Below are 20,358 nucleotides of genomic sequence, written 5' to 3'. Positions count from 1 at the left end.
TTATCGACGTTCAAAATTTTATACTTTCTTATCTTTTAAAAAAAGACAGGCCTATTCAGGCATGCCTTTAGATCATTTTGAGCAGTGCTTCTTTTCCGATCGTTCCTTTAACAATGCCCAGTTCCTCTGCCTCATAAGTGACAGATTCAAGCGGGGCATTCAACAGCTGATCTATCGTTTTTACACCGACAGCCCTGCCGGCAATTACTTTGCGGTCCTTAAGTTTCTCATTCAGCAAAGCTACATCCAGGGCTCCGCACATGATATACCCTTTATCATTCGTTACCACCAGCAGATTGGTCTTCGGCAGCTGCACCGAAACACTCAAAAAAGTGTGGCCATCTATATCAATCGGCTTCAGATCAATCATACCTGCACCCACTCCTTTCCTTTTCCCTTACACAATATGTGCGGACAAGGAAAAGGGTGAAAGTGACAGGCACCTATACCAGTTGCTGAAGTGGTACAGGTGCCTGTCACCCGCTTTAGAATAAATCAAGCTGTCTGGGAGCAAGCTGCTGATATTCGATATCGAGCATTTTGATCATTTGTTTAGCGTTGTCTGCCGCGTCACCGCCGGAGTTGTTGTTGAAGACTACGAAGACATTTTTACATTTTTTCTCGAGCATTTTTAGATGTTCTGCCCATTCTGCCAGTTCTTTTTCGTTATAGCGGTACAGATAGCGGACCTCCCGCCAGTTGTCCGCATTCTTCTTCTGCCAGCCGTGAAAGTTTCGGCCATGAAACCGAACAAGAACCTTATCAGGACTGGTTGTTTCCAGGACCATTGGAATAGAGCCCACACCGGCTTGCGGCTCGTCACAGATGCTGTGAATCCAGTCTTCCTCTTTCAAAAAGCTTAATGTGCTTTCCCTAAACTCGGGACGAAACCATGATTGATGCCTGAACTCCAGGGCACAGGGGATATCCCCCATCTGCTCCTTGCACCAGCGAAGGTACTCGACATTAGCTTTTTTGCAGTCAAACCATGGCGGAAATTGAAACAGCACCATAGCCAGTTTGCCGGATTCGATATAAGGCTCCAATGAAACTTTAAATGCTTCAAACATTTCTTCCTTGCTTTCAAAAGGGATTTCGCCTCTCTGATGGCCCGTCATGCCCTGATAGGCTTTTACAATGAATTGAAAACCGTCCGGGGTGTTTTTTACCCATCTGGCGGAGTTGCGCTTCGGCTGCACAGCATAAAATGCAGAGTCCACCTCAACGGTCGGAAAATGGCCGGCGTACTCCTTTAATTTATCTCTCGGCGAAATGGCGCCTGTATAAAGGCTATCATGATCGCCCCAGCCTGTTACGCCTATGATAATCATTGAAGCACCTCCGTTTACCTAAGTATTGTCAAGTTAAAATGAAAACTAATTTAGCTTTTATCAAAGTGATATATCTTCACTTTAGCAGTTTAATCACCACTTTTCCAAAAATAGATAAAAACCATTTTTCTATTTAAAAACCCGCTTACCATGGCAGGTAAACGGGTTTTCATAAAGTGAAACTTCAATCAGTGGGAGTGCTTTTCCCCCTGCTGATTGTTAGTTGAGGCCCACAGGAAGTGGGTCACAAAGACCTTGCCACAGGATGTGGCGTTCTTTAGTCTTTGTCCTTCTTTCGGGGCCTTTACGGGCAGTTTGACCCCCACTTAGCTCCATTGATAATCTGAGTCTTGATATGGGGTCTTACTGCCCGTTAGACTGCGACAAAATATCTATTAACCGATGGAACCTTCCATCTCAAACTTTATCAGTCGGTTCATCTCTACTGCGTATTCCATTGGAAGTTCTTTCGTAAATGGCTCGATGAAGCCCATTACGATCATTTCTGTTGCTTCTTCCTCAGAAATTCCGCGGCTCATAAGATAGAATAGCTGTTCTTCAGATACTTTTGAAACCTTCGCTTCATGCTCAAGAGAGATGTTATCGTTCAGGATTTCATTGTAAGGAATTGTATCTGAAGTTGACTGGTTATCCATGATTAACGTATCACACTCGATATTGGCACGTGCACCGTCCGCTTTGCGGCCGAAGTGAACAATCCCGCGGTATGTTACTTTACCGCCCTGCTTGGAAATCGATTTTGATACAATCGTTGAAGAAGTGTTTGGAGCAAGGTGAATCATTTTCGCACCTGCGTCCTGATGCTGCCCTTTGCCTGCTAATGCAATGGAAAGGGTCATACCGCGTGCGCCTTCTCCTTTAAGAATAACTGCCGGATATTTCATTGTCAGTTTTGAACCGATGTTACCGTCAATCCATTCCATTGTTGCGTTTGATTCACAAACCGCACGCTTCGTAACCAGGTTGTATACGTTGTTTGCCCAGTTTTGGATCGTTGTATAACGGCAATATGCGTCTTTTTTGATGATGATTTCAACAACAGCACTATGAAGTGAGTTGGTTGTGTATACAGGTGCTGTACAGCCCTCTACATAGTGTACATGTGCGCCTTCATCAACAATGATAAGCGTACGCTCAAATTGCCCCATGTTCTCAGAGTTAATGCGGAAATATGCCTGCAATGGCGTATCAACCTTAACTCCTTTAGGAACATAGATGAAAGATCCGCCAGACCAAACGGCCGAGTTTAATGCAGCAAATTTGTTGTCTGTTGGAGGGATAACCTTTGCCCAGTGCTCACGGAAGATATCTTCATTTTCGCGAAGAGCGGAATCTGTATCCTTGAATACGATTCCTTTTGCTTCAAGATCTTCCTGCATGTTATGGTAAACAACCTCTGATTCATACTGTGCAGAAACACCTGCAAGATACTTCTGCTCTGCTTCCGGAATACCCAATTTATCAAACGTCTGTTTGATTTCTTCAGGAACCTCATCCCAAGAGCGTTCAGTTTTTTCAGAAGGCTTTACATAATACGTAATTTCATCAAAGTTTAATGACGCTAAATCTCCGCCCCATTGCGGCATAGGCATGTTATAGAAATGGTCCAATGATTTTAAACGGAAGTCAAGCATCCATTGTGGCTCTTCCTTCAATTTTGAAATCTCTTCAACAATTTCTTTTGTCAAACCGCGTTTTGATCGGAAAATGGAAACGTCTTTATCGGCAAAACCATACTTGTAATCGCCGATCTCAGGCATCTTTTTTGCCATCGTCGTATTCCTCCATTCATATAGGAAAGGGTTCACACCCTATCAATTCATAGTTTTTTAGCACACAAGGCAGACGAAAAAGTTTTTAATCAAACGTTTGATTGATTTATTCCTGTTCTTCTTTCTCCGTGCCGACGCCTTTTTCCATTGCTTTCCATGCCAAAGTGGCGCATTTGATTCTGGCAGGGAATTGGGAAACTCCCTGAAGAGCTTCGATATCGCCAAGATCCAGATCATCTTCATCATATTCTTTTCCCAGCATCATGTCAGAGAAAACTTTGGAAAGCTTTAAGGCTTCTTCAATATTTTTACCCTTGATGGCTTGGGTCATCATGGAAGCTGAGGACATGGAGATGGAACATCCTTCGCCTTCAAATTTCGCATCAGCCACTTTGCCGTCCTCAAGCTTCAGCGTCAATTGAATCCGGTCCCCGCAAGTAGGGTTATTCATATTGATCGTCAGGCTGTCATCTTCAAGTACCCCTTTGTTACGAGGGTTTTTATAATGATCCATTATAACCTGGCGGTAAAGGGTATCTAAATTTTTAGAAGACATCGCTGAAATACTCCTTTGTTTTGACAAGCCCTGAAACAAGCTTATCAATATCTTCTTCCGTATTGTACAGATAGAAGCTTGCACGTGCAGTTGCCGACACCTTAAGCCACTTCATCAGCGGCTGTGCACAATGATGGCCGGCGCGGACTGCAATTCCTTCTGCATCCAATACAGTTGCCACATCATGTGGATGAACATCGTCTATATTGAAGGTAACCAGACCGGCCCGTTTCGAGGCTTCTTTCGGCCCATATATAGTCATTCCGTCTATAGAAGACATTTTTTCCATAGCATAAGCGGCCAGCTTGTGCTCATATGCCTCAATTTCATCCAGGCCAATCTGCTCAAGGAAATCAATAGCGGCACCCAGTCCAATGGCACCTGCAATAATTGGCGTGCCTCCTTCGAATTTCCACGGAAGCTCCTTCCATGTCGATTCATAGAGGCCGACAAAATCGATCATTTCGCCGCCAAATTCAACGGGCTCCATTTTTTCAAGGTGCTTTTTCTTTCCGTAAAGAACACCGATGCCGGTAGGGCCACACATCTTATGGCCGGAAAAGGCAAGAAAATCACAATCCAGGTCCTGCACATCAATTTTCATATGCGGAGCACTTTGTGCACCATCCACAACCATAATCGCGCCATTTTCATGGGCGATTTTTGCAATTTCCTTAATCGGGTTCATAACACCGAGTACATTTGATACCTGCATAATAGACACGATTTTCGTATTGCTTGTCACTGTTTCCCTAACATCTTCAAGAGAGATGGTCCCATCCTCCTGAAGCGGAAGGTACTTTAATGTAGCGCCCGTTTGTCTGGCAACCTGCTGCCAAGGGATGATATTGCTGTGATGCTCCATATAGGTAATCACAATTTCATCACCTTCGTTCAGGTTATCGCGCCCGTAGCTTGCTGCAACTGTATTGATGGAAGTTGTTGTTCCTCTTGTAAAAATAACTTCCTCAGTCGATTTGGCATTAATGAATTTACGTACCTTTTCCCTGGCACCTTCATAGCCATCCGTTGCTCTCGTGCCTAGCGTATGGACGCCTCTATGAACATTCGAGTTATATTCCCGGTAGTATTTATCAATTGCCTCAATTACCGGAACAGGTTTTTGGGAAGTAGCGGCACTGTCCAGATAAACAAGAGGCTTTCCATTGACTTCCTGATCCAGGATGGGAAACATTTGCCGAATCTCACGGGCATTCATTATTTTACTTTCCTTTCAATGACAGCAGTCAGCTGCTTTTTAACGCCTTCGATCGGAAGAGCATTAACAACAGGCGCCAAGAAGCCGTGAATAACAAGACGTTCAGCCTCTTTTTGGGAGATACCGCGGCTCATTAGATAATAAAGCTGCAATGGATCCACACGGCCAACTGAAGCTGCGTGTCCTGCTGTTACATCATCTTCATCGATTAATAAAATCGGGTTGGCATCCCCGCGAGCTTTTTCGCTTAGCATCAGTACGCGTGACTCCTGCTCGGCATTTGACTTGGAAGCCCCATGCTCGATTTTACCGATTCCATTAAAGATGGATGAAGCAGAGTCTTTCATGACCCCATGCTTTAAAATGTAGCCTTCGGAATTCTTCCCGAAATGAACTACTTTCGTTGTAAAGTTTTGAGTCTGTTCCCCGCGTCCTACAACAACTGTTTTAGTATCCCCGAAAGAACCGTCTCCAACAAGGTTAGTTGTATTCTCTGAAACTGTATTGCCATCGTTCATAAGTCCAAGAGCCCACTCAATGCGGGCATCACGGCCTGCAACCCCGCGGCGGTTTACATAAGCAGTTGTTCCCTTAGCAAGTGTGTCAACCGCACCATACTGTACTCGTGCATTCGCACCTGCAATGACCTCTGTAACAATATTGAAGATGCCGTTCGCTTCCTCAACTACAGAAACATAGTTTTCCACGTAAGTAACTGAGCTGTTATCATCAGCTGCAACCAATACATGGTTGAATAGGTTTGCCTCTTTATCATCATGGATATATACAGCCTGAATCGGCGCTGAAATTTCCACATTTTTCGGAACGTACAAGAACGCTCCGCCGTTTAAAAGAGCCGCGTGCAAAGAAGTTAAACGGTGTTCGTCCGTCTTGACGCCATCCTTCATAAAATATTTCTGAAGAAGCTCGCTGTGTTCTCTTGCCGCTGTAAAGATGTCTGTGAAAATAACACCTTTTTCCTGAAGTTCTTTAGATACAGACAAATGCGTAGGTCTATTATTGCGCTGAATATATAAATTCTGATCGCCAGCTTCTGTATCAATCAGGTTTCTTACATCCTCAGGAAGGTCGTTTAGAGACGCAAAGTCTTCGCTTCCGACAATGTGCTTTTCGAACTGTGTGAAGTTCCATTTATCTATTTTGGTTTTATCAGGCTTTGGCATTGGCAGGCTTTCCGCGTCTGCAAGCGCATTTAGACGGAGTTCTGTCAGCCATGCCGGCTCGCCCATATCTTTTGAAAAGGAACTAACATATTCCTTATCAAATGGTAGTTTTATTTCCGTTGTCATAGTGATCCCCCTAACGCTTACGCTTCTTGCCCAACTGTTTCGTCTTCAATGCCCAATTCTTTTTTAATCCAGTCATATCCTTCTGCTTCTAAGCGCTGTGCAAGCTCAGGCCCGCCTGATTTTACAACGCGGCCCTGCATCATCACGTGAACATGGTCAGGTGTGATGTAGTTAAGAAGGCGCTGGTAGTGTGTGATAATTAAGCAGCCAAATTCTTCTCCGCGCATTTCATTGATTCCTTTAGAGACAACTTTCAATGCATCGATATCCAAACCGGAATCGATTTCATCCAGGATAGCCATTTTAGGTTCAAGCATCATTAATTGCAGAATTTCATTGCGCTTCTTTTCTCCGCCTGAGAAACCTTCATTAAGATAGCGCTGAGCCATGTCAAGATCCATTTCAAGAAATTCCATCTTGCTGTCCATTTTGCGGATGAATTTCATAAGAGAAATTTCATTGCCTTCTTCAAGTCGGCTGTTAATTGCAGAACGTAAAAAATCGGCATTTGTTACGCCGCTGATTTCACTCGGATATTGCATTGCAAGGAACAGGCCGGCACGTGCGCGCTCGTCAACTTCCATTTCAAGAACATCTTTACCATCTAACGTGATGCTTCCCTGTGTTACTTCGTATTTTGGGTGGCCCATGATAGCAGAAGATAAAGTAGATTTACCTGTACCGTTCGGCCCCATAATAGCGTGAATTTCTCCGCCTTTAATCTCAAGGTTTACACCTTTTAGTATTTCTTTTCCCTCAATAGCAACATGAAGGTCTTTAATTGTAAGTACTGATCCTGCCATAATATATACCTCCGTCAATAAAAGAAGATTTGTAAATCGGTTTCATTCGCAAATCTCTATTCTCATTTTATTCTCATTACAATCTTATAACAAATCAAATATCATAGCAACTCTTTCAGACCATTAACAAACTTTTCAAACGAAAATGTTTAGAAAGCCTGTAAATATAGATTTTATCATATAAAATCTATGTTATCAAAGAGCGAAATTACCGGAAACCAGATGTCCTGTCTATTTTTTCCCGGTGCTGTAATTTCATGTATTGCAAAAAGAAAACCAGTGCATCATTGGCACTGGTTACTATTTACTTCATTATTATATATACCTTTAACTTAGGAATGAATTTTTCTTTCAAGATCGGCAACTAAGCGCTGGCTTTGAAGATAATCTTCTTCACGTCTTTTTTCAACTTCCATTCGAATATCATGTTTCCGGCTGTACACTTCATATCCAACTCCATGGGCAGCTTGCATAGCTTTTTCCATTTCACTCGTGTAGTTCAGCTGTAACTGACTGATAATGAATCAATCCTTTCGGTTTTTATGCTTTTCAGCATTTAGTATTACATCTAAAATCTTAACACTCATCATATACCCCACACAAAACGGAAAAAACCTGATTTTTTTAGCAAAATAAGGAATGAGGGCTGGTGAAACGCTCTCATATTCCTTATCCTTAGAATCCTGGCTGAATGCTCTGGGATAATGGTTGTTTTATTAATTTTCTGAAAAATCATCATTGGAAAAGAAAGCTCCTGCTATTGAGCAGGAGAAGTTTTTCAGTGATTTTGCTGATTCAATTCTGTCATTGCCTCTTGGACGAGCGTAACCGCCTGGCTCATGGCCGCTCCGCCGCCAAAAGCTGCTGTTACTCCTACCGCCTCAAGAATTTCTGCTTCAGACGCCCCTTGATCAATGCAGCCTTTCGTGTGGTAAATAATACAGTATTCATCCTGAGAATATAAACTGATTCCAAGCGCGATAAGCTGCTTCTCTTTTTGCGATAAAACTCCTTCTTTAAAGCAGGCTTCTGTAAAAGCATTATAATGCTGTGCCAAATCCGGCATTTTTTCAGTGAAAACACCTAATCCCACTTTATAATCATGAAGGGCCGCTTCTATTGAGTTTGAAGGTTCATGATAATGTTCCATCGATCTCCACTCCATTTCAAATAGTATCAAGGTTAGTATGTTTGATTGCTTTTCAATCTATACGGGAAGTGGGGTTGCTGATCTGTGAAAAAAAAAAAAAACAGGCGCTGTGAACGCCTGCATTTCTGCTATTACTCTGATACCGGCACAACGGCACCTTCATATTTTTCAAGAATGAAATCCTGGATTTCCTTTGAACGAAGCACTTCTACAAGAGCTTTAATTCCTTCTTTTTCTTCATCACCTGTACGTACTGCAATTACATTTACATATGGTGATTCTTTATCCTCGATTGCAATTGAATCTTTAAGAGGATTTAACCCTGCATCGATTGCATAGTTGGAGTTAATCAGGACTGCGTCCCCTTCTCCATTATTGTAGATCTGAGGAAGAAGTGATGCTTCATACTCAGTGTCAAACTCTAATTTTTTCGGATTGTCTTTTATATCTTCCAGTGTTGCTTCCGTTTTTTCAACATCTTCCTTTAAAGTAATAAGTCCCTCAGCTTCCAGCATGGAAAGAATGCGTCCATGGTCTGCTACTGAGTTGCTCATGATGATTGTAGCACCCTCAGGTAGATCCTCAAGATTCTTATACTTTTGGGAGTAGACACCGATTGGCTCAATATGAATTCCGCCTGCATTCGTAAAATCGTATCCATGCTCAGCTTTCTGTGACTCAAGGTAAGGAATGTGCTGGAAATAGTTTGCATCCAGCTCTTTAGACTCGAGAGCCTGGTTTGGCAATACATAATCCTGGAATGTTACAACATCAAGTTCAAAGCCTTTTTCTTCAAGTAATGGCTTTGCTTCTTCAAGAATTTCAGCGTGTGGTACGTTGGAAGCCCCTACTGTAATTTTTGTGCTTTCTTTACTTTCTCCGCTTTCACCGGCATTGCCGTCTTCTGACGTTCCGCAAGCTGCAAGAACAAGTGCTACTGCAAGTGCAAGAGCAAGTGATAACCATTTCTTCATATGAATCTCTCCTTAACGTTTGTCTAATTTAGTTGTTATGATATCTCCAATAAACTGGATGATAAATACGATGATAAGAATAATGACAGTCGCCATAAGCGTCACATCACTTCGGCTCCTCTGGAATCCTTCCAGGTAAGCAAGGTTTCCAAGTCCGCCAGCACCGATGACACCTGCCATGGCTGTGTAGCCTACCAGCGCGATGGCTGTCACGGTAATTCCCGAAACAAGGGCAGGCATTGATTCCGGAAGCAGAACCTTCCATATGATCGTGCTTGTTTTTGCGCCCATTGACTTGGCCGCTTCAATTACCCCTTTATCTATTTCCCTTAAGCCGATTTCAACCATTCGGGCATAAAACGGGGCAGCACCAATAATTAATGCGGGCAGTGCTGCATCCTCCCCAATCATTGTTCCCAGCAGAAACTTCGTGAATGGGATTAATAACACAATCAGGATGATAAATGGAATCGAACGGAATATATTGACGAACGCAGAGATAATTTTATTGATCCCAGCATTTTCCCAAATATTCCCCTTTGAAGTCAGGAAGAGCAGCAGCCCCAAAACCGCTCCTAAAATAAAAGTTGCTAGAACAGAAATAGCTGTCATATAGAGGGTTTCCATTGTGGCTTCCCACATGGAATCCCATTTTACATTTGGAAACCATTCGTTAAGCATTGGAAATCACCTCCACGCCCACCTGCTGAGAATGAATAAATTCGATGGCTTTTGCAACTTCCTCTGCCTCTCCATCAACATGGATGAATAAGGTTCCGTAAGAACCGTTCTGCGTCTGGGAAATTTTCCCCTGTAGGATGTTTACGGTTACCTGAAAATTACGAATCAGGTTTGTAATCAGCGGCTGTTCAGCTGATTCGCCTACAAACCCTAATTGCACCACTTTTCCTTTTGGATACAAATCGACCAGGTGATCAATCGTTTCCTTTGTTTCTTCAGGCTCTGTCACCTGCTGGACAAATCGCTTTGTAATCACAGCTTTTGGATTCTTAAAAACATCCAATACAGGTCCGATTTCAACAATCCGGCCGCCTTCCATAACAGCAACCTGATGGCAGATTTTACGGATCACGTGCATTTCATGTGTAATAAGGACAATGGTTAAGCCCAGACGCTCATTGATGTCAACAAGCAGCTCCAAAATGGAATCTGTAGTCTGGGGATCAAGGGCAGATGTCGCCTCATCACAAAGCAGGACTTTTGGATTGTTAGCAAGGGCTCTGGCAATTCCGACCCTTTGCTTTTGACCCCCGCTAAGCTGAGAAGGATAGGCATCTTCCCTTCCTTCCAGACCAACTAGTTTAATGAGCTCGTCTACTCTTTTGAGTCTTTCCTGCCTGGAAACACCAGCTATTTCAAGCGGAAATGCAATATTCTCTCTTACTGTTCTCGACCATAACAGGTTGAAATGCTGGAAGATCATGCTTATTTCCTGACGTGCTTTTCTCAGCTTGCTTCCCTTTATCTTTGAAACCTCATTGCCTGCTACTGTAACACTTCCATGGGTAGGAAGCTCCAGCCCATTCAGCATGCGGATTAAGGTGCTTTTACCTGCACCGCTATATCCGATAACGCCGAAAATCTCTCCTTCTTTTACCTCCAGGTTTACATCATCAACTGCTTTTACCTGGCCGTTTTTTGAAGAAAATATCTTCTGTACATCTTTTATGGAAATCAATGTGATATTCACCTCTTTTATCGAAAGATACAGATAATAATTAATAGACTGCTTTTTATTCCCTTATCTTTTACTCCTTATAGGCTTTCATGCGCAAAAGCAAAAATGCCTTTCTGCACATGAGCAGAAAGGCATAAAGAGATTTAGTCCTTTCTCTCATCTATCAAAGCTATGCTTTGAGTGAATTGGCACCATTTCAACTAATTGACGGTTGCCGGGCTTCATAGGGCACTTCCCTCCACCTCTCTTGATAAGAGCATTACGTTCTATATTAAATTAATACTTTACATTAATTAAGCAGTTTTTTAATTACGTGTGCTATCGTATCATAGCCATTAAAAAGGTGTCAACGATGAAATTTAAAACTTTTTAAAAAAAACGAATGGTAAATGTTCCTTTATGCTTTTGCCGCAAGCGATGTGAGGCCTGCAGCTGCTTCTATCGCCTGTTCCAGGTCTTCAATCAAATCTTCCGCATTCTCGATTCCGATCGAAATCCGAATTAAATCCTCCGATACTCCGGCAGCCTTTAAACCTTCTTCATCCAGCTGCTGATGAGTCGTGCTTGCAGGGTGGATAATCAGGCTCTTTGCGTCCCCGACATTTGCCACATGCGCCCATAGCTGCAGGCTATTGATCAGCTTGGCTCCAGCCTCTCTTCCTCCCGCGATTCCAAACACAGCCACCGCTCCGGCTCCTTTTGGCAAATATTTATCTGCCAATTCTTTGTCCGGATGGCTTTCATGCCCTGGATAGAGCACCCAATTAACGGCTGGATGCGCCTCCAGATATTCCACAACCTTTTTGGTATTGGCAACGTGCTCCTTCATTCTCACATGCAGAGTTTCAAGGCCCAATGTGAACTGGAATGCACTTTGCGCACTCATTGCAGGCCCTAAGTCTCTTAACAGCTGTACGCGTGCTTTGATAATATAAGCTGCTTCGCCAATTGCTTCGCTATAGACAATATCATGGTAGCTCGAATCCGGCTCTGTAAATCCCGGGAACTTAGAGGAATTCCAGTCAAATTTTCCGCCGTCAACTATTATTCCCCCCATTGTGGTACCATTGCCGAGCAGCCATTTTGTCGCAGAGTGTATGACAATGTCAGCTCCATGTTCAATAGGCCTGCAAAGATAAGGGGTAGCAAAAGTGTTATCGACAATCAGCGGCACACCGTTTTCGTGTGCAATCGCAGCAACCTTTTCAATATCCAGGATTTTCAGGCTCGGGTTTCCAATCGTTTCGGCAAAGACGGCCTTTGTTTTATCTGTAATGGCGCTGCGGAAATTTTCCGGATCCTTTGGATCAACCAGTTTCACCTTTATTCCATACTTGGGAAGTGTGACTGCAAACAAATTATAAGTACCGCCATATAGATTGGATGCAGCAACAATTTCATCGCCTGCTTCGGCAATATTTAAAATGGCAAGTGTAATGGCAGACTGGCCGCTTGCAAGAGCGAGCGCACCCACTCCTCCTTCAAGAAGGGCCACTCTTTCCTCAAATACACTGACAGTGGGGTTATGTATCCTGCTATAAATATATCCCGGCTCTTTCAAGGCAAAGAGATCTGCAGCGTGATCTGTATTCTTGAACTGATAAGCATTATTCTGATAAATCGGGACTGCCCTCGCGCCAGTTACAGGGTCAGGTTTTAGCCCTCCATGCACTCCAATGGTTTCAAATCGGTAATCTTTCTGTTTGCCAGTCATCGCGATCTCTCCTCTATAAAAATGTTTGTATTTCACTTCGAAAAGCTGAAAAACCCTCTTCATAAGAAGAGGGCTGTATCGACTCTTCTTATCTTCCAGAGCATCTGCTCTGCTGGATTTAGCACCGTGTACTTTACCGGTTGCCGGGCTTCGCTGGGCCAGTCCCTCCGCCTCTCTTGATAAGAATATTCAGTTAATTGATGTTAAAATGATATTATCATACTATTGAAAAAATGGTCAAGCATTGTGCAGTGAAATTTTCCCTAAAAAGAAAAAAGACTCAAGGAGCAACTTTTTTCTGTATGTGGTGTCCATCATAATTTTATTTTGGGAAATAGCATCCCTTAACTTTACTTCCCCAGTAATCAGTGACAGCACAGCTTCTTCCGATCCCGTAATTTCTACATCAAAATGGCTGGTGCGGCTTGCCTTCCGTATTTCCCCATTTGAAATTTTCAAAGGAATGCATGTGTTTCCCGCCTTAATAAGCAAAGAGAAATTTGATTTTCTTATGAAAAATCCAAGATTCCCTTTAGCCTTTAATTCCCGGATAAATACATCAGGTAAATCCCTCAAAGCCTCACCTCTTTTAATGGGTCTATTGACTTTAATATTCAGTAATAAAGAGCTTTAACCCTTTATTTTTCATTCGACAAAATCAGAAAGGCAATGCCTGTTTAATTGGCATTGCCTTTTCATTTCCCGAGAAATATGTCAGATTATACTATTTTCACAGAGGTTTCTGCAGCTTTTGTTTTATTATAGCCTCTGAATACAAAGAAAAAATAGAGAGAGCCAATCAAATATAAAGAAGCCGTTATGGTGAATACGAGTGCATATCCCCAATAATCACCATATCTTATGACGATCCCTGTTGAAACTGGTCCCATTACAGCCCAGCCCAGATTGAAAACCATCTGATTGACTGAGTTTGCCAGTCCTTTCATCGAATCATTTACCTTTGACATCATCAGTGACATTTGGATAGGATTCCCGGCATTCATCAACGCCTGCCGGAACAAAAAGCCGATGGCAGCCAGCCAAAGGTTTTCAGTATAAGCAGTTAAAAGCAGGAAAGGAAGTGACATGAGCTGCAGGATCACAACGGCTTTAACCTCTCCCACCTTTCTTACCACAACCGGACCGATAATCATAGCAAAGGCCGTGGCAGCCTGCCCTAATGAAATAATAATGCCAATAGCTGAATTGGAGGCTTCAAAGCGGTCTGCGAAGTATAAATTCAGATAGGGGATAACAAGTCCTGCGCCAACTCCAATTAGCAGCTGAGCAAAAGCAAACATCGCAATAATTTTGACACCTTCATTTTTTGCAGAAAAGTTTTTGAATGACAAACCTTTTATGCCCTTTGCATCGTTTTGATCTTTTGAAACCTCTGCAAAACGCAAAATTGGAAGAAAGCCGGCTATGAAGAACATACTTGCAATCAGCAGGGTTATACGGATGCTGGTAAGCTGATCCGTAAACAAAGAAAATACATCTGTTAATATGCCTCCGCTTAAGTTACCGATCACATTTGCACCCGTCATTATAGCAAAATGGATACTGAATAAATGAACCCTTTGGTCAGCCTTTGAATTCTCAGCCAGCCACGGTATGCCCGATACCTGAAGAAAAGCTGTTGTCAGTCCAGTTAAAAAAGCAAATAAGATCAGGAGTTCCTGCATTTCAACCATACTTCTGAAAAGCATAACTGCGCCTGTAGCAACTGCACCAAACAGCATCGCTTTTTTTCTGCCAATTCGGTCGCTGGCGATTCCTGCCGGCACAAGAATCAGTGCTGTCGCGAGAGCAGTCATGGATATGATTTGTCCATTAACACTTTCGGAGTAGCCGAGCTCCCTTATGTAAAAATTATAGATCACCATGAATATCCCAAAACCAATTTGTGTAAGGATATTCGCCATAAAAGCCAATTTTATGTTGCGGTTATAGCCTTTAAATTGACCAGCCCACTCCCTGTAAAATGCCATCCGGATCCCTTCCCGCAATGTATGATTTTTATTTCGATTCCCTAAGTATCATACTCTTTTGAAGTGAATTTGTAAATATATTTCGAATAGTAAAAAGGCGATCTCCCATTTTATACCATGCAAAAAACCAGGGCGCTTTGCTCCTGGTTTGTGCTAATCGAGGCTTCTGATTTTATCCAATAAATAGGGAACGGATCGGAAAGCATATAATTTTTCGTGTAAAGTTCCTTTTCTGAAGATGAGGAGACAGGGGACGCTTTCCACTCCCCATTTTTCAGCCAATTGCGGCATATAATTTAAGTCCGCTTTCCCCATTTTTTGATCTGGCAGCAATTGTTCTGTAACTGCCAGCATCTTTCCTGCCATCTGGCAGGTTCCGCACATAGGCGTGTACAAATAGATAAGAATCGTTTCTTGTCCGCTAACCGCTTCCTCAATTTCCTGCTGCGACCATTCCTGCATTTTATCATCCTTACTTTATCTGTCGAGATATTGTGTATAAACGTCAATGTTAGCTCCGAGCAGCACTGTTGCCAAATGATGTTCAGGTGCAGTCGCTACTTCTCTGTACATTCTATCGATGTATAGATGCTCTGCCTCTGGAAATTCCCTTTTGAATTGTTTTCTAAGCTTTTCACCTGCTGAATCGGCATCCACCAATATATATACATCCTTATCAAACAGTGTGTCAATTAATTCATCCAGTTTGGTAATGCTTATTGTTCCATTTGTGCAGATAATCTCAACGGGTTCTCTTATAATGCTTTTAACCTTTGTTTTATCTGACTTTCCCTCGACAATAATCACTTTTTCCGGAATTCCATCGTTCATCGTCATCACCTGAAAGGAGTTATTTTAAAACTTTTCGTTTAAACTAAAGCTCTTTTCATAAAGAATGTTGTCCGTTGATTTCCGCTGCGGGCACTTGCTTTCCGCGGGGAGGAATGAGAGCCTCCCCGGCTTCGCCTGCGGGGTCTCTCACTTCCCTCTCTTCCCGCTGGAGTCAAGTGCCCTCCGCTCCAATCAACTCAGTAATACAAATAAATTTTAAAAATCCACAAACTTTTATAAGAACAGCAACTAAAAGCCAGTCATACATTGGTTTTTATCTTAATATATTCATTATTCTCGGTTATGGTGTGAATCTCCTGCCCATTTTGGAGGTTAGGACTGCGCTGATTTTGTATATTCCTTTACCAGTTTTGAAAAGGAAATGTTTTTGAAGAAAAATATTATTATGTGTTCTTTAAACGGCCTATTTCATTGTATGCCCGGTCATATTGCTTTAGCCTATTAAATAAACAGCGGAAATCATTCCGCTGTTTACAGTAGTCAGCACCAGCCGCCTTCGTCACAGTCTGTGTAGCGCTCTTGCGCTTTATCCGGAACGGAGACATTCTGGTATATTTTTTGATGTTCGGTTTCAAAATGATGGGACAATTTGAAAGAAGAGCCTTCGGGAAGGCTGATTTGACCTATTTTTTCGTTTTCAAGATAAAGATCTATCCCATTATTGTTCAGCCTGCCGACAACCCGGTCAGTTATATCGATTTTCTGGTGATTCAATGTCATTGGTAACCAATCCTTTCATGCATTTGGGTACCTATAGTTTTGCCCTGTCTCTGTAAAAGAAAAATAGCAATTAAAGGTAAGAACAAAAAAAGCAGATGCAGCTGAATATAACCAGACATGATATACCCTAAAAACACAAAAACCGGTTCGTAAGTGAACCGGCTTTCAAATTAGTCTTCGTTTGTCATTTCTTCATATTGCTCAGCAGTCATTAAGCTTTCTACTTCGCTTAAATCTGAAGGCTCAACCACAACCATCCATGCTTTTTCATATGGAGATTCATTTACGAACTCAGGGTTGTCGTTAAGGTCTTCATTTACTTCAACCACTTTACCGCTTAGAGGCGCATAAAGTTCAGACACTGTTTTTACAGATTCAACGCTTCCGAATGGTTCGTTTGCACTTAGCTCATCGCCAACTTCAGGAAGCTCAACGAAAACGATGTCACCAAGTTCTGATTGCGCGAAATGCGTAATCCCAATGCGGACTTTCCCATCTTCTGTTTTTACCCACTCATGTTCTTCTGAATAACGTAATTCTTTTGGTGTGCTCATTATGTATCCCTCCATATTAATACTTCAATTTATGATCATTAAATCGATCTCATGGTTAATGATGGCTTAAAAGCTCAAGCTTTTAGGAAAGCCATGTATTTTCATATTCCTCTTCTTTGAAGCCCACTGTTACTTTCTCTCCATCTGTCAGCAGCGGACGCTTAATCAGCATGCCGTCTGTTGCCAAAACATCGAGGAGCTCTTCATCTGAAGAGGTTTTTACTCTGTCCTTCAAGCCGAGCTCCCGATATTTTTGGCCACTCGTATTAAAGAACTTCTTTAGTTCCAAACCGCTCTTTTTATAAAGGACTTCAAGTTCGCTTCGAGAAGGCGGATTCTCTGTTATATGTATTTCTTCATAAGACAGATTATGTTCGTCAAGCCATTTCTTGGCCTTCCGGCATGTCCCGCATTTAGGGTACCAATAAAAAGTCAACGCCATTTTTTCACCACCCATTTTAGCAAATTCAGGCTTATCCAAAATTGCTGCCTTTTAATTGAATAGTAACATAAAAGGGTGACAAAGCATAACCTTGATCACCAATTTAATATTCGACATTTTTCTATTTGTTCCTGCAAGCCGGAAAAAGTTTTTGAATGGTTATTTTTTCAATAATAAAGCCCCCTTCATCGGAAGGGAGCTAAGTCAGATTAAACGGTAAAACGTTCAGCGTCGATCAGTTTTTCCGATGCTTCACGCTTCTTTGTAATCACATTGACTGGAGTGTGGCGAGTGAATTTGCGCAGTGCAGACATCATCATGCGCAGGGCATCGCCGTTTTCTACTGCCACAAGTGTTTCCTTTGCATCCTGCTCAATTTCGTTAAACGCCTCCTGGCAGAAGATTTGAGTGTACAGAAGCTTTTGTTTGCTCTTTTCAAGGCCAGCTTTTTCAATGGCCTTTTCAGTGCGGAGAACGACAGATTCCATTGCATAAGCATTCGAAATAATATCCGCAATGTTTACAAGTACTTCCTGTTCTTTATCAAGAGCTTTTCCGTACTTCTGTGCTGCCAAACCTGCTGCAAGCAAGCCGATTTTCTTCGCGTTTTTCACCAGATATTTTTCCTGTGCTAGCGGCTCGTCACCCGGCTCTTCAGGCATCATCATCATGAGCTCTTCCTGCAGCGCCTGGGCCTTCTGGAATAACGGAAGCTCTCCTTTTAATGCTTTGCGGAGGTACGTGCCAGGCACCAATAAACGATTGATTTCGTTTGTCCCTTCGAAAATACGGTTAATGCGTGAATCACGGTAAGCTCTTTCAATCTCATATTCAGCCATGAAACCGTAGCCCCCGTGGATCTGAACACCTTCATCTACTACGTAGTCGAGGACTTCCGTATTGAAGAATTTATTCATGGAGCACTCAATGGCATATTCAGCGATTGACTTTGCGACTTCCTTGCCATCTTTTATTTCTTCATCTGTAAGCTTGCTCATACGGTCCTCGAATAAGCCTACAGTCCGGTATACTGCACTTTCTGCGGCATAAATCTTAGAAGCCATCGTTCCCAGCTTTTCTTTTGTCAAATTAAACTGAGAGATTGGTGTCTTAAATTGCTGACGCTGATTGGCATATTGAACAGCAAGTTCAAATGCGCGCTTCGCCCCGCCAACTGCACCTACTCCTAACTTATAGCGGCCAATATTTAAGATATTAAAAGCAATCACATGGCCCTTGCCGAATTCTCCCAGCAGGTTTTCCTTTGGAACCTGGGCGTCTTCAAGAATTAACGTACGGGTAGAAGAGCTCTTGATTCCCATTTTCTTTTCTTCTGCCCCTACTGATACCCCAGGAAACTCTCTTTCAACGATGAATGCAGAGAAGTGTTCGCCGTCAATTTTTGCGTATACTACGAATACATCTGCGAAGCCTGCATTTGTTATCCATTGCTTTTCACCGTTTAATACATAGTGTGTACCCTCAGCATTCAGCTTAGCAGTTGTTTTTGCTCCAAGAGCGTCAGAACCGGAGCTTGGCTCTGTCAATGCATAAGCGGCAAGCTTTTCGCCTGTAGCAAGTTCAGGAAGGTATTTTTGCTTTTGTTCTTCATTTCCAAATAGAACAATTGGAAGGGAGCCAATGCCGACATGTGCACCGTGAGAAATGGAAAAGCCGCCTGCACGCGCCATTTTCTCTGCAATAAGTGCTGAGCTTACTTTATCTAACGCAAGTCCGCCGTATTCCTCCGGTACATCTGCGCCCAATAGGCCAAGATCTCCAGCTTGCTTCAATAGTTTTACCGAACGGTCAAATTCATGGTTTTCAAGATGTTCAATTTGCGGAACAACTTCATTTACTACATAATCTTCAGTCGTCTTCGCAATCATAACCTGCTCATCTGTATAGTCTTCAGGTGTAAACACCCGGTCATAGAAAACATCTTCGATTAAAAAGCTTCCGCCTTTGATAAGATTTTCAGTTTGATTTGACATTTTCTTTCCTCCATTCTGTTTTTGCGGAGAAAAGCCTGTGGCTTCTCTCCAAATTCCGATTCATCTTATAAAAGTTCAAATACTCCGGCTGCGCCCATGCCGCCTCCGATGCACATTGTTACTACTCCGAATTGCTGATTGCGGCGCTTCATTTCATGGATTAGAGACAGGGTGAGCTTGGCGCCGGAACAGCCCAGCGGGTGCCCTAGTGCAATTGCGCCTCCGTTAACATTTACTTTCTCTTCATCCAATCCGAGCTCACGGATAATTTGAATGGATTGGGATGCAAAAGCTTCATTCAATTCGAATAAACCGATATCCGAAAGCTCCAATCCTGCAAGCTTTAATGCTTTAGGAATGGCCACAACCGGACCGACACCCATGATTTCAGGAGGAACACCGCCTACGGCAAAGCTTCTGAATTTAGCCATTGGCTTCAATCCTGATGATTCTGCCTTTTCCCGGTCCATAACCATTACTGCTGCTGCTCCATCACTTGTTTGAGATGAATTTCCGGCTGTGACACTGCCGGTTACCGAGAATGCGGGACGCAGTTTCCCAAGTGATTCAATTGTGGAATCTGCACGAACACCTTCATCCTGGATGAATTGGATTGTTTTTTCTATCAGCTTATTGTCTTTTCCAACAGATCTGAACGTTACGTCCACAGGTACAATTTCATCTGCAAATTTGCCTTCCCGGATTGCCTTCGCAGCCTTCTGATGACTTCTGACAGCAAATGCATCCTGGTCTTCACGTGTAATGCCATACTTCTTTGCAACCTCTTCAGCTGTATGCCCCATACCCATATAGTATTGCGGAGCTGTTTCCGCCAGTTTTGCGTTCGGGCGGACTACATGCCCCATCATTGGCACCAGACTCATTGATTCTGCTCCGCCCGCAATGATTGTATCTGCATGGCCAATCATGATTTTTTCAGCTGCATAGGCAATGGCCTGCAGGCCTGAAGAACAATAGCGATTGATTGTTATCCCCGGCACTTCATGTGAAAGTCCGGCAAGAGCTCCGATATTCCTTGCCATGTTCAGCCCCTGTTCTGCTTCTGGCATTGAACAGCCGATAATTAGATCATCGATATTTCCTTCATAATCTCCTGCACGCTTAAGGGTTTCCTTTACTGCAAGTGCACCTAAATCATCCGGCCTGACGTTTGCAAGCGTACCTTTTTTGGCTTTTCCGACCGGTGTCCTGGCACCTGCAACTATTACCGCTTCTCTCATTATGTTCCCTCTCTT

General features: G+C 42.8%; 22 protein-coding genes and 2 riboswitches. All 22 genes read right to left on the bottom strand.

Annotated elements, in window-relative coordinates; genetic code table 11:
* Positions 1-67 precede the first annotated feature (67 nt).
* Entirely contained in the window at positions 68-370 is a 303-nt protein-coding gene (locus PBF_RS09005) for a YunC family protein (RefSeq protein ID WP_035329361.1), read from the bottom strand.
* 115 nt (positions 371-485) lie between these two features.
* Positions 486-1,331: a DUF72 domain-containing protein gene (locus tag PBF_RS09000; RefSeq protein ID WP_035329360.1), complete on the bottom strand. Its 846-nt coding sequence runs from the start codon at positions 1,329-1,331 to the stop codon at positions 486-488.
* A 395-nt stretch (positions 1,332-1,726) separates the two neighbouring features.
* On the bottom strand, positions 1,727-3,124 hold the full coding sequence (gene sufB / locus PBF_RS08995; RefSeq protein ID WP_035329359.1) for a Fe-S cluster assembly protein SufB: 1,398 nt from the start codon (positions 3,122-3,124) through the stop codon (positions 1,727-1,729).
* Positions 3,125-3,230: 106 nt separating this feature from the next.
* On the bottom strand, positions 3,231-3,680 hold the full coding sequence (gene sufU, locus PBF_RS08990) for a Fe-S cluster assembly sulfur transfer protein SufU (protein ID WP_035329358.1): 450 nt from the start codon (positions 3,678-3,680) through the stop codon (positions 3,231-3,233).
* On the bottom strand, positions 3,670-4,899 hold the full coding sequence (locus tag PBF_RS08985; RefSeq protein WP_035329357.1) for a cysteine desulfurase: 1,230 nt from the start codon (positions 4,897-4,899) through the stop codon (positions 3,670-3,672). The genes sufU and PBF_RS08985 overlap by 11 nt, the downstream gene beginning before the upstream one ends.
* Positions 4,899-6,209 carry a Fe-S cluster assembly protein SufD gene (gene sufD, locus PBF_RS08980; protein ID WP_035329356.1) on the bottom strand — a complete coding sequence of 437 codons (1,311 nt, stop codon included), beginning with the start codon at positions 6,207-6,209 and terminating at the stop codon, positions 4,899-4,901. Before sufD ends, PBF_RS08985 begins: the two co-directional genes overlap by 1 nt.
* A 17-nt stretch (positions 6,210-6,226) precedes the next feature.
* Positions 6,227-7,012, bottom strand: coding sequence for a Fe-S cluster assembly ATPase SufC (gene sufC, locus PBF_RS08975; RefSeq protein ID WP_035329355.1), 786 nt, complete (start codon positions 7,010-7,012; stop codon positions 6,227-6,229).
* A gap of 332 nt (positions 7,013-7,344) precedes the next feature.
* A complete protein-coding gene (locus PBF_RS26435) occupies positions 7,345-7,497 on the bottom strand; it encodes a hypothetical protein (protein WP_169799774.1) in 153 nt (50 codons plus the stop codon).
* 293 nt (positions 7,498-7,790) lie between these two features.
* Positions 7,791-8,162, bottom strand: a complete 372-nt coding sequence (locus PBF_RS08970) for a carboxymuconolactone decarboxylase family protein (RefSeq protein WP_035329354.1) — start codon at positions 8,160-8,162, stop codon at positions 7,791-7,793.
* A 131-nt stretch (positions 8,163-8,293) separates the two neighbouring features.
* Entirely contained in the window at positions 8,294-9,136 is an 843-nt protein-coding gene (locus PBF_RS08965; protein WP_035329353.1) for a MetQ/NlpA family ABC transporter substrate-binding protein, read from the bottom strand.
* A 12-nt stretch (positions 9,137-9,148) separates the two neighbouring features.
* Complete coding sequence (locus PBF_RS08960) at positions 9,149-9,817, bottom strand: methionine ABC transporter permease (protein WP_035329352.1); 669 nt, start codon at positions 9,815-9,817, stop codon at positions 9,149-9,151.
* Positions 9,810-10,835: a methionine ABC transporter ATP-binding protein gene (locus tag PBF_RS08955; RefSeq protein WP_035329351.1), complete on the bottom strand. Its 1,026-nt coding sequence runs from the start codon at positions 10,833-10,835 to the stop codon at positions 9,810-9,812. Before PBF_RS08955 ends, PBF_RS08960 begins: the two co-directional genes overlap by 8 nt.
* 153 nt (positions 10,836-10,988) lie before the next feature.
* A riboswitch (SAM riboswitch) is annotated at positions 10,989-11,092 on the bottom strand.
* Positions 11,093-11,232: 140 nt separating this feature from the next.
* Positions 11,233-12,549, bottom strand: coding sequence for an O-acetylhomoserine aminocarboxypropyltransferase/cysteine synthase family protein (locus PBF_RS08950; RefSeq protein WP_035329350.1), 1,317 nt, complete (start codon positions 12,547-12,549; stop codon positions 11,233-11,235).
* 85 nt (positions 12,550-12,634) lie between these two features.
* Positions 12,635-12,735, bottom strand: a riboswitch (SAM riboswitch).
* A 51-nt stretch (positions 12,736-12,786) separates the two neighbouring features.
* Positions 12,787-13,125 (bottom strand): SCP2 sterol-binding domain-containing protein, encoded by a 339-nt coding sequence (locus PBF_RS08945; RefSeq protein WP_035329349.1) that lies wholly within the window; start codon positions 13,123-13,125, stop codon positions 12,787-12,789.
* Positions 13,126-13,268: 143 nt separating this feature from the next.
* Positions 13,269-14,540 (bottom strand): MFS transporter, encoded by a 1,272-nt coding sequence (locus PBF_RS08940; protein WP_035329348.1) that lies wholly within the window; start codon positions 14,538-14,540, stop codon positions 13,269-13,271.
* Between the two features lie 153 nt (positions 14,541-14,693).
* A complete protein-coding gene (locus PBF_RS08935; RefSeq protein ID WP_035329347.1) occupies positions 14,694-15,002 on the bottom strand; it encodes a thioredoxin family protein in 309 nt (102 codons plus the stop codon).
* A gap of 15 nt (positions 15,003-15,017) precedes the next feature.
* A complete protein-coding gene (locus PBF_RS08930) occupies positions 15,018-15,371 on the bottom strand; it encodes a toprim domain-containing protein (RefSeq protein WP_035329346.1) in 354 nt (117 codons plus the stop codon).
* A 501-nt stretch (positions 15,372-15,872) separates the two neighbouring features.
* Entirely contained in the window at positions 15,873-16,112 is a 240-nt protein-coding gene (locus tag PBF_RS08925) for a YusG family protein (RefSeq protein WP_035329345.1), read from the bottom strand.
* Positions 16,113-16,282: 170 nt separating this feature from the next.
* On the bottom strand, positions 16,283-16,666 hold the full coding sequence (gcvH, locus tag PBF_RS08920) for a glycine cleavage system protein GcvH (protein ID WP_009331744.1): 384 nt from the start codon (positions 16,664-16,666) through the stop codon (positions 16,283-16,285).
* A gap of 82 nt (positions 16,667-16,748) precedes the next feature.
* Complete coding sequence (locus PBF_RS08915; protein ID WP_035329390.1) at positions 16,749-17,108, bottom strand: arsenate reductase family protein; 360 nt, start codon at positions 17,106-17,108, stop codon at positions 16,749-16,751.
* A gap of 209 nt (positions 17,109-17,317) precedes the next feature.
* Complete coding sequence (locus PBF_RS08910; RefSeq protein ID WP_035329344.1) at positions 17,318-19,102, bottom strand: acyl-CoA dehydrogenase family protein; 1,785 nt, start codon at positions 19,100-19,102, stop codon at positions 17,318-17,320.
* Positions 19,103-19,167: 65 nt separating this feature from the next.
* Entirely contained in the window at positions 19,168-20,343 is a 1,176-nt protein-coding gene (locus tag PBF_RS08905) for an acetyl-CoA C-acetyltransferase (protein ID WP_035329343.1), read from the bottom strand.
* Positions 20,344-20,358 lie beyond the last annotated feature (15 nt).

The organism is Cytobacillus firmus DS1 (assembly GCF_000565285.1).
Classification (GTDB): domain Bacteria; phylum Bacillota; class Bacilli; order Bacillales; family Cytobacillaceae; genus Cytobacillus; species Cytobacillus firmus_A.
Note: the sequence above shows the minus strand (reverse complement) of the source record. Positions and strands in the feature narration are given on the sequence as shown.

What these genes read in the sequence shown, in the direction of transcription:
- sufU (WP_035329358.1), bottom strand. Translation starts at nt 3,680, where the DNA reads ATGTCTTCTAAAAATTTAGATACCCTTTACCGCCAGGTTATAATGGAT.
- PBF_RS08940 (WP_035329348.1), bottom strand. Translation starts at nt 14,540, where the DNA reads ATGGCATTTTACAGGGAGTGGGCTGGTCAATTTAAAGGCTATAACCGC.
- gcvH (WP_009331744.1), bottom strand. Translation starts at nt 16,666, where the DNA reads ATGAGCACACCAAAAGAATTACGTTATTCAGAAGAACATGAGTGGGTA.
- PBF_RS09005 (WP_035329361.1), bottom strand. Translation starts at nt 370, where the DNA reads ATGATTGATCTGAAGCCGATTGATATAGATGGCCACACTTTTTTGAGT.
- PBF_RS08905 (WP_035329343.1), bottom strand. Translation starts at nt 20,343, where the DNA reads ATGAGAGAAGCGGTAATAGTTGCAGGTGCCAGGACACCGGTCGGAAAA.
- PBF_RS08970 (WP_035329354.1), bottom strand. Translation starts at nt 8,162, where the DNA reads ATGGAACATTATCATGAACCTTCAAACTCAATAGAAGCGGCCCTTCAT.
- PBF_RS08960 (WP_035329352.1), bottom strand. Translation starts at nt 9,817, where the DNA reads ATGCTTAACGAATGGTTTCCAAATGTAAAATGGGATTCCATGTGGGAA.
- PBF_RS08985 (WP_035329357.1), bottom strand. Translation starts at nt 4,899, where the DNA reads ATGAATGCCCGTGAGATTCGGCAAATGTTTCCCATCCTGGATCAGGAA.
- PBF_RS08965 (WP_035329353.1), bottom strand. Translation starts at nt 9,136, where the DNA reads ATGAAGAAATGGTTATCACTTGCTCTTGCACTTGCAGTAGCACTTGTT.
- PBF_RS08925 (WP_035329345.1), bottom strand. Translation starts at nt 16,112, where the DNA reads ATGACATTGAATCACCAGAAAATCGATATAACTGACCGGGTTGTCGGC.
- PBF_RS26435 (WP_169799774.1), bottom strand. Translation starts at nt 7,497, where the DNA reads ATGGAAAAAGCTATGCAAGCTGCCCATGGAGTTGGATATGAAGTGTAC.
- sufD (WP_035329356.1), bottom strand. Translation starts at nt 6,209, where the DNA reads ATGACAACGGAAATAAAACTACCATTTGATAAGGAATATGTTAGTTCC.
- sufC (WP_035329355.1), bottom strand. Translation starts at nt 7,012, where the DNA reads ATGGCAGGATCAGTACTTACAATTAAAGACCTTCATGTTGCTATTGAG.
- PBF_RS08930 (WP_035329346.1), bottom strand. Translation starts at nt 15,371, where the DNA reads ATGAACGATGGAATTCCGGAAAAAGTGATTATTGTCGAGGGAAAGTCA.
- PBF_RS08935 (WP_035329347.1), bottom strand. Translation starts at nt 15,002, where the DNA reads ATGCAGGAATGGTCGCAGCAGGAAATTGAGGAAGCGGTTAGCGGACAA.
- sufB (WP_035329359.1), bottom strand. Translation starts at nt 3,124, where the DNA reads ATGGCAAAAAAGATGCCTGAGATCGGCGATTACAAGTATGGTTTTGCC.
- PBF_RS08950 (WP_035329350.1), bottom strand. Translation starts at nt 12,549, where the DNA reads ATGACTGGCAAACAGAAAGATTACCGATTTGAAACCATTGGAGTGCAT.
- PBF_RS08915 (WP_035329390.1), bottom strand. Translation starts at nt 17,108, where the DNA reads ATGGCGTTGACTTTTTATTGGTACCCTAAATGCGGGACATGCCGGAAG.
- PBF_RS08910 (WP_035329344.1), bottom strand. Translation starts at nt 19,102, where the DNA reads ATGTCAAATCAAACTGAAAATCTTATCAAAGGCGGAAGCTTTTTAATC.
- PBF_RS09000 (WP_035329360.1), bottom strand. Translation starts at nt 1,331, where the DNA reads ATGATTATCATAGGCGTAACAGGCTGGGGCGATCATGATAGCCTTTAT.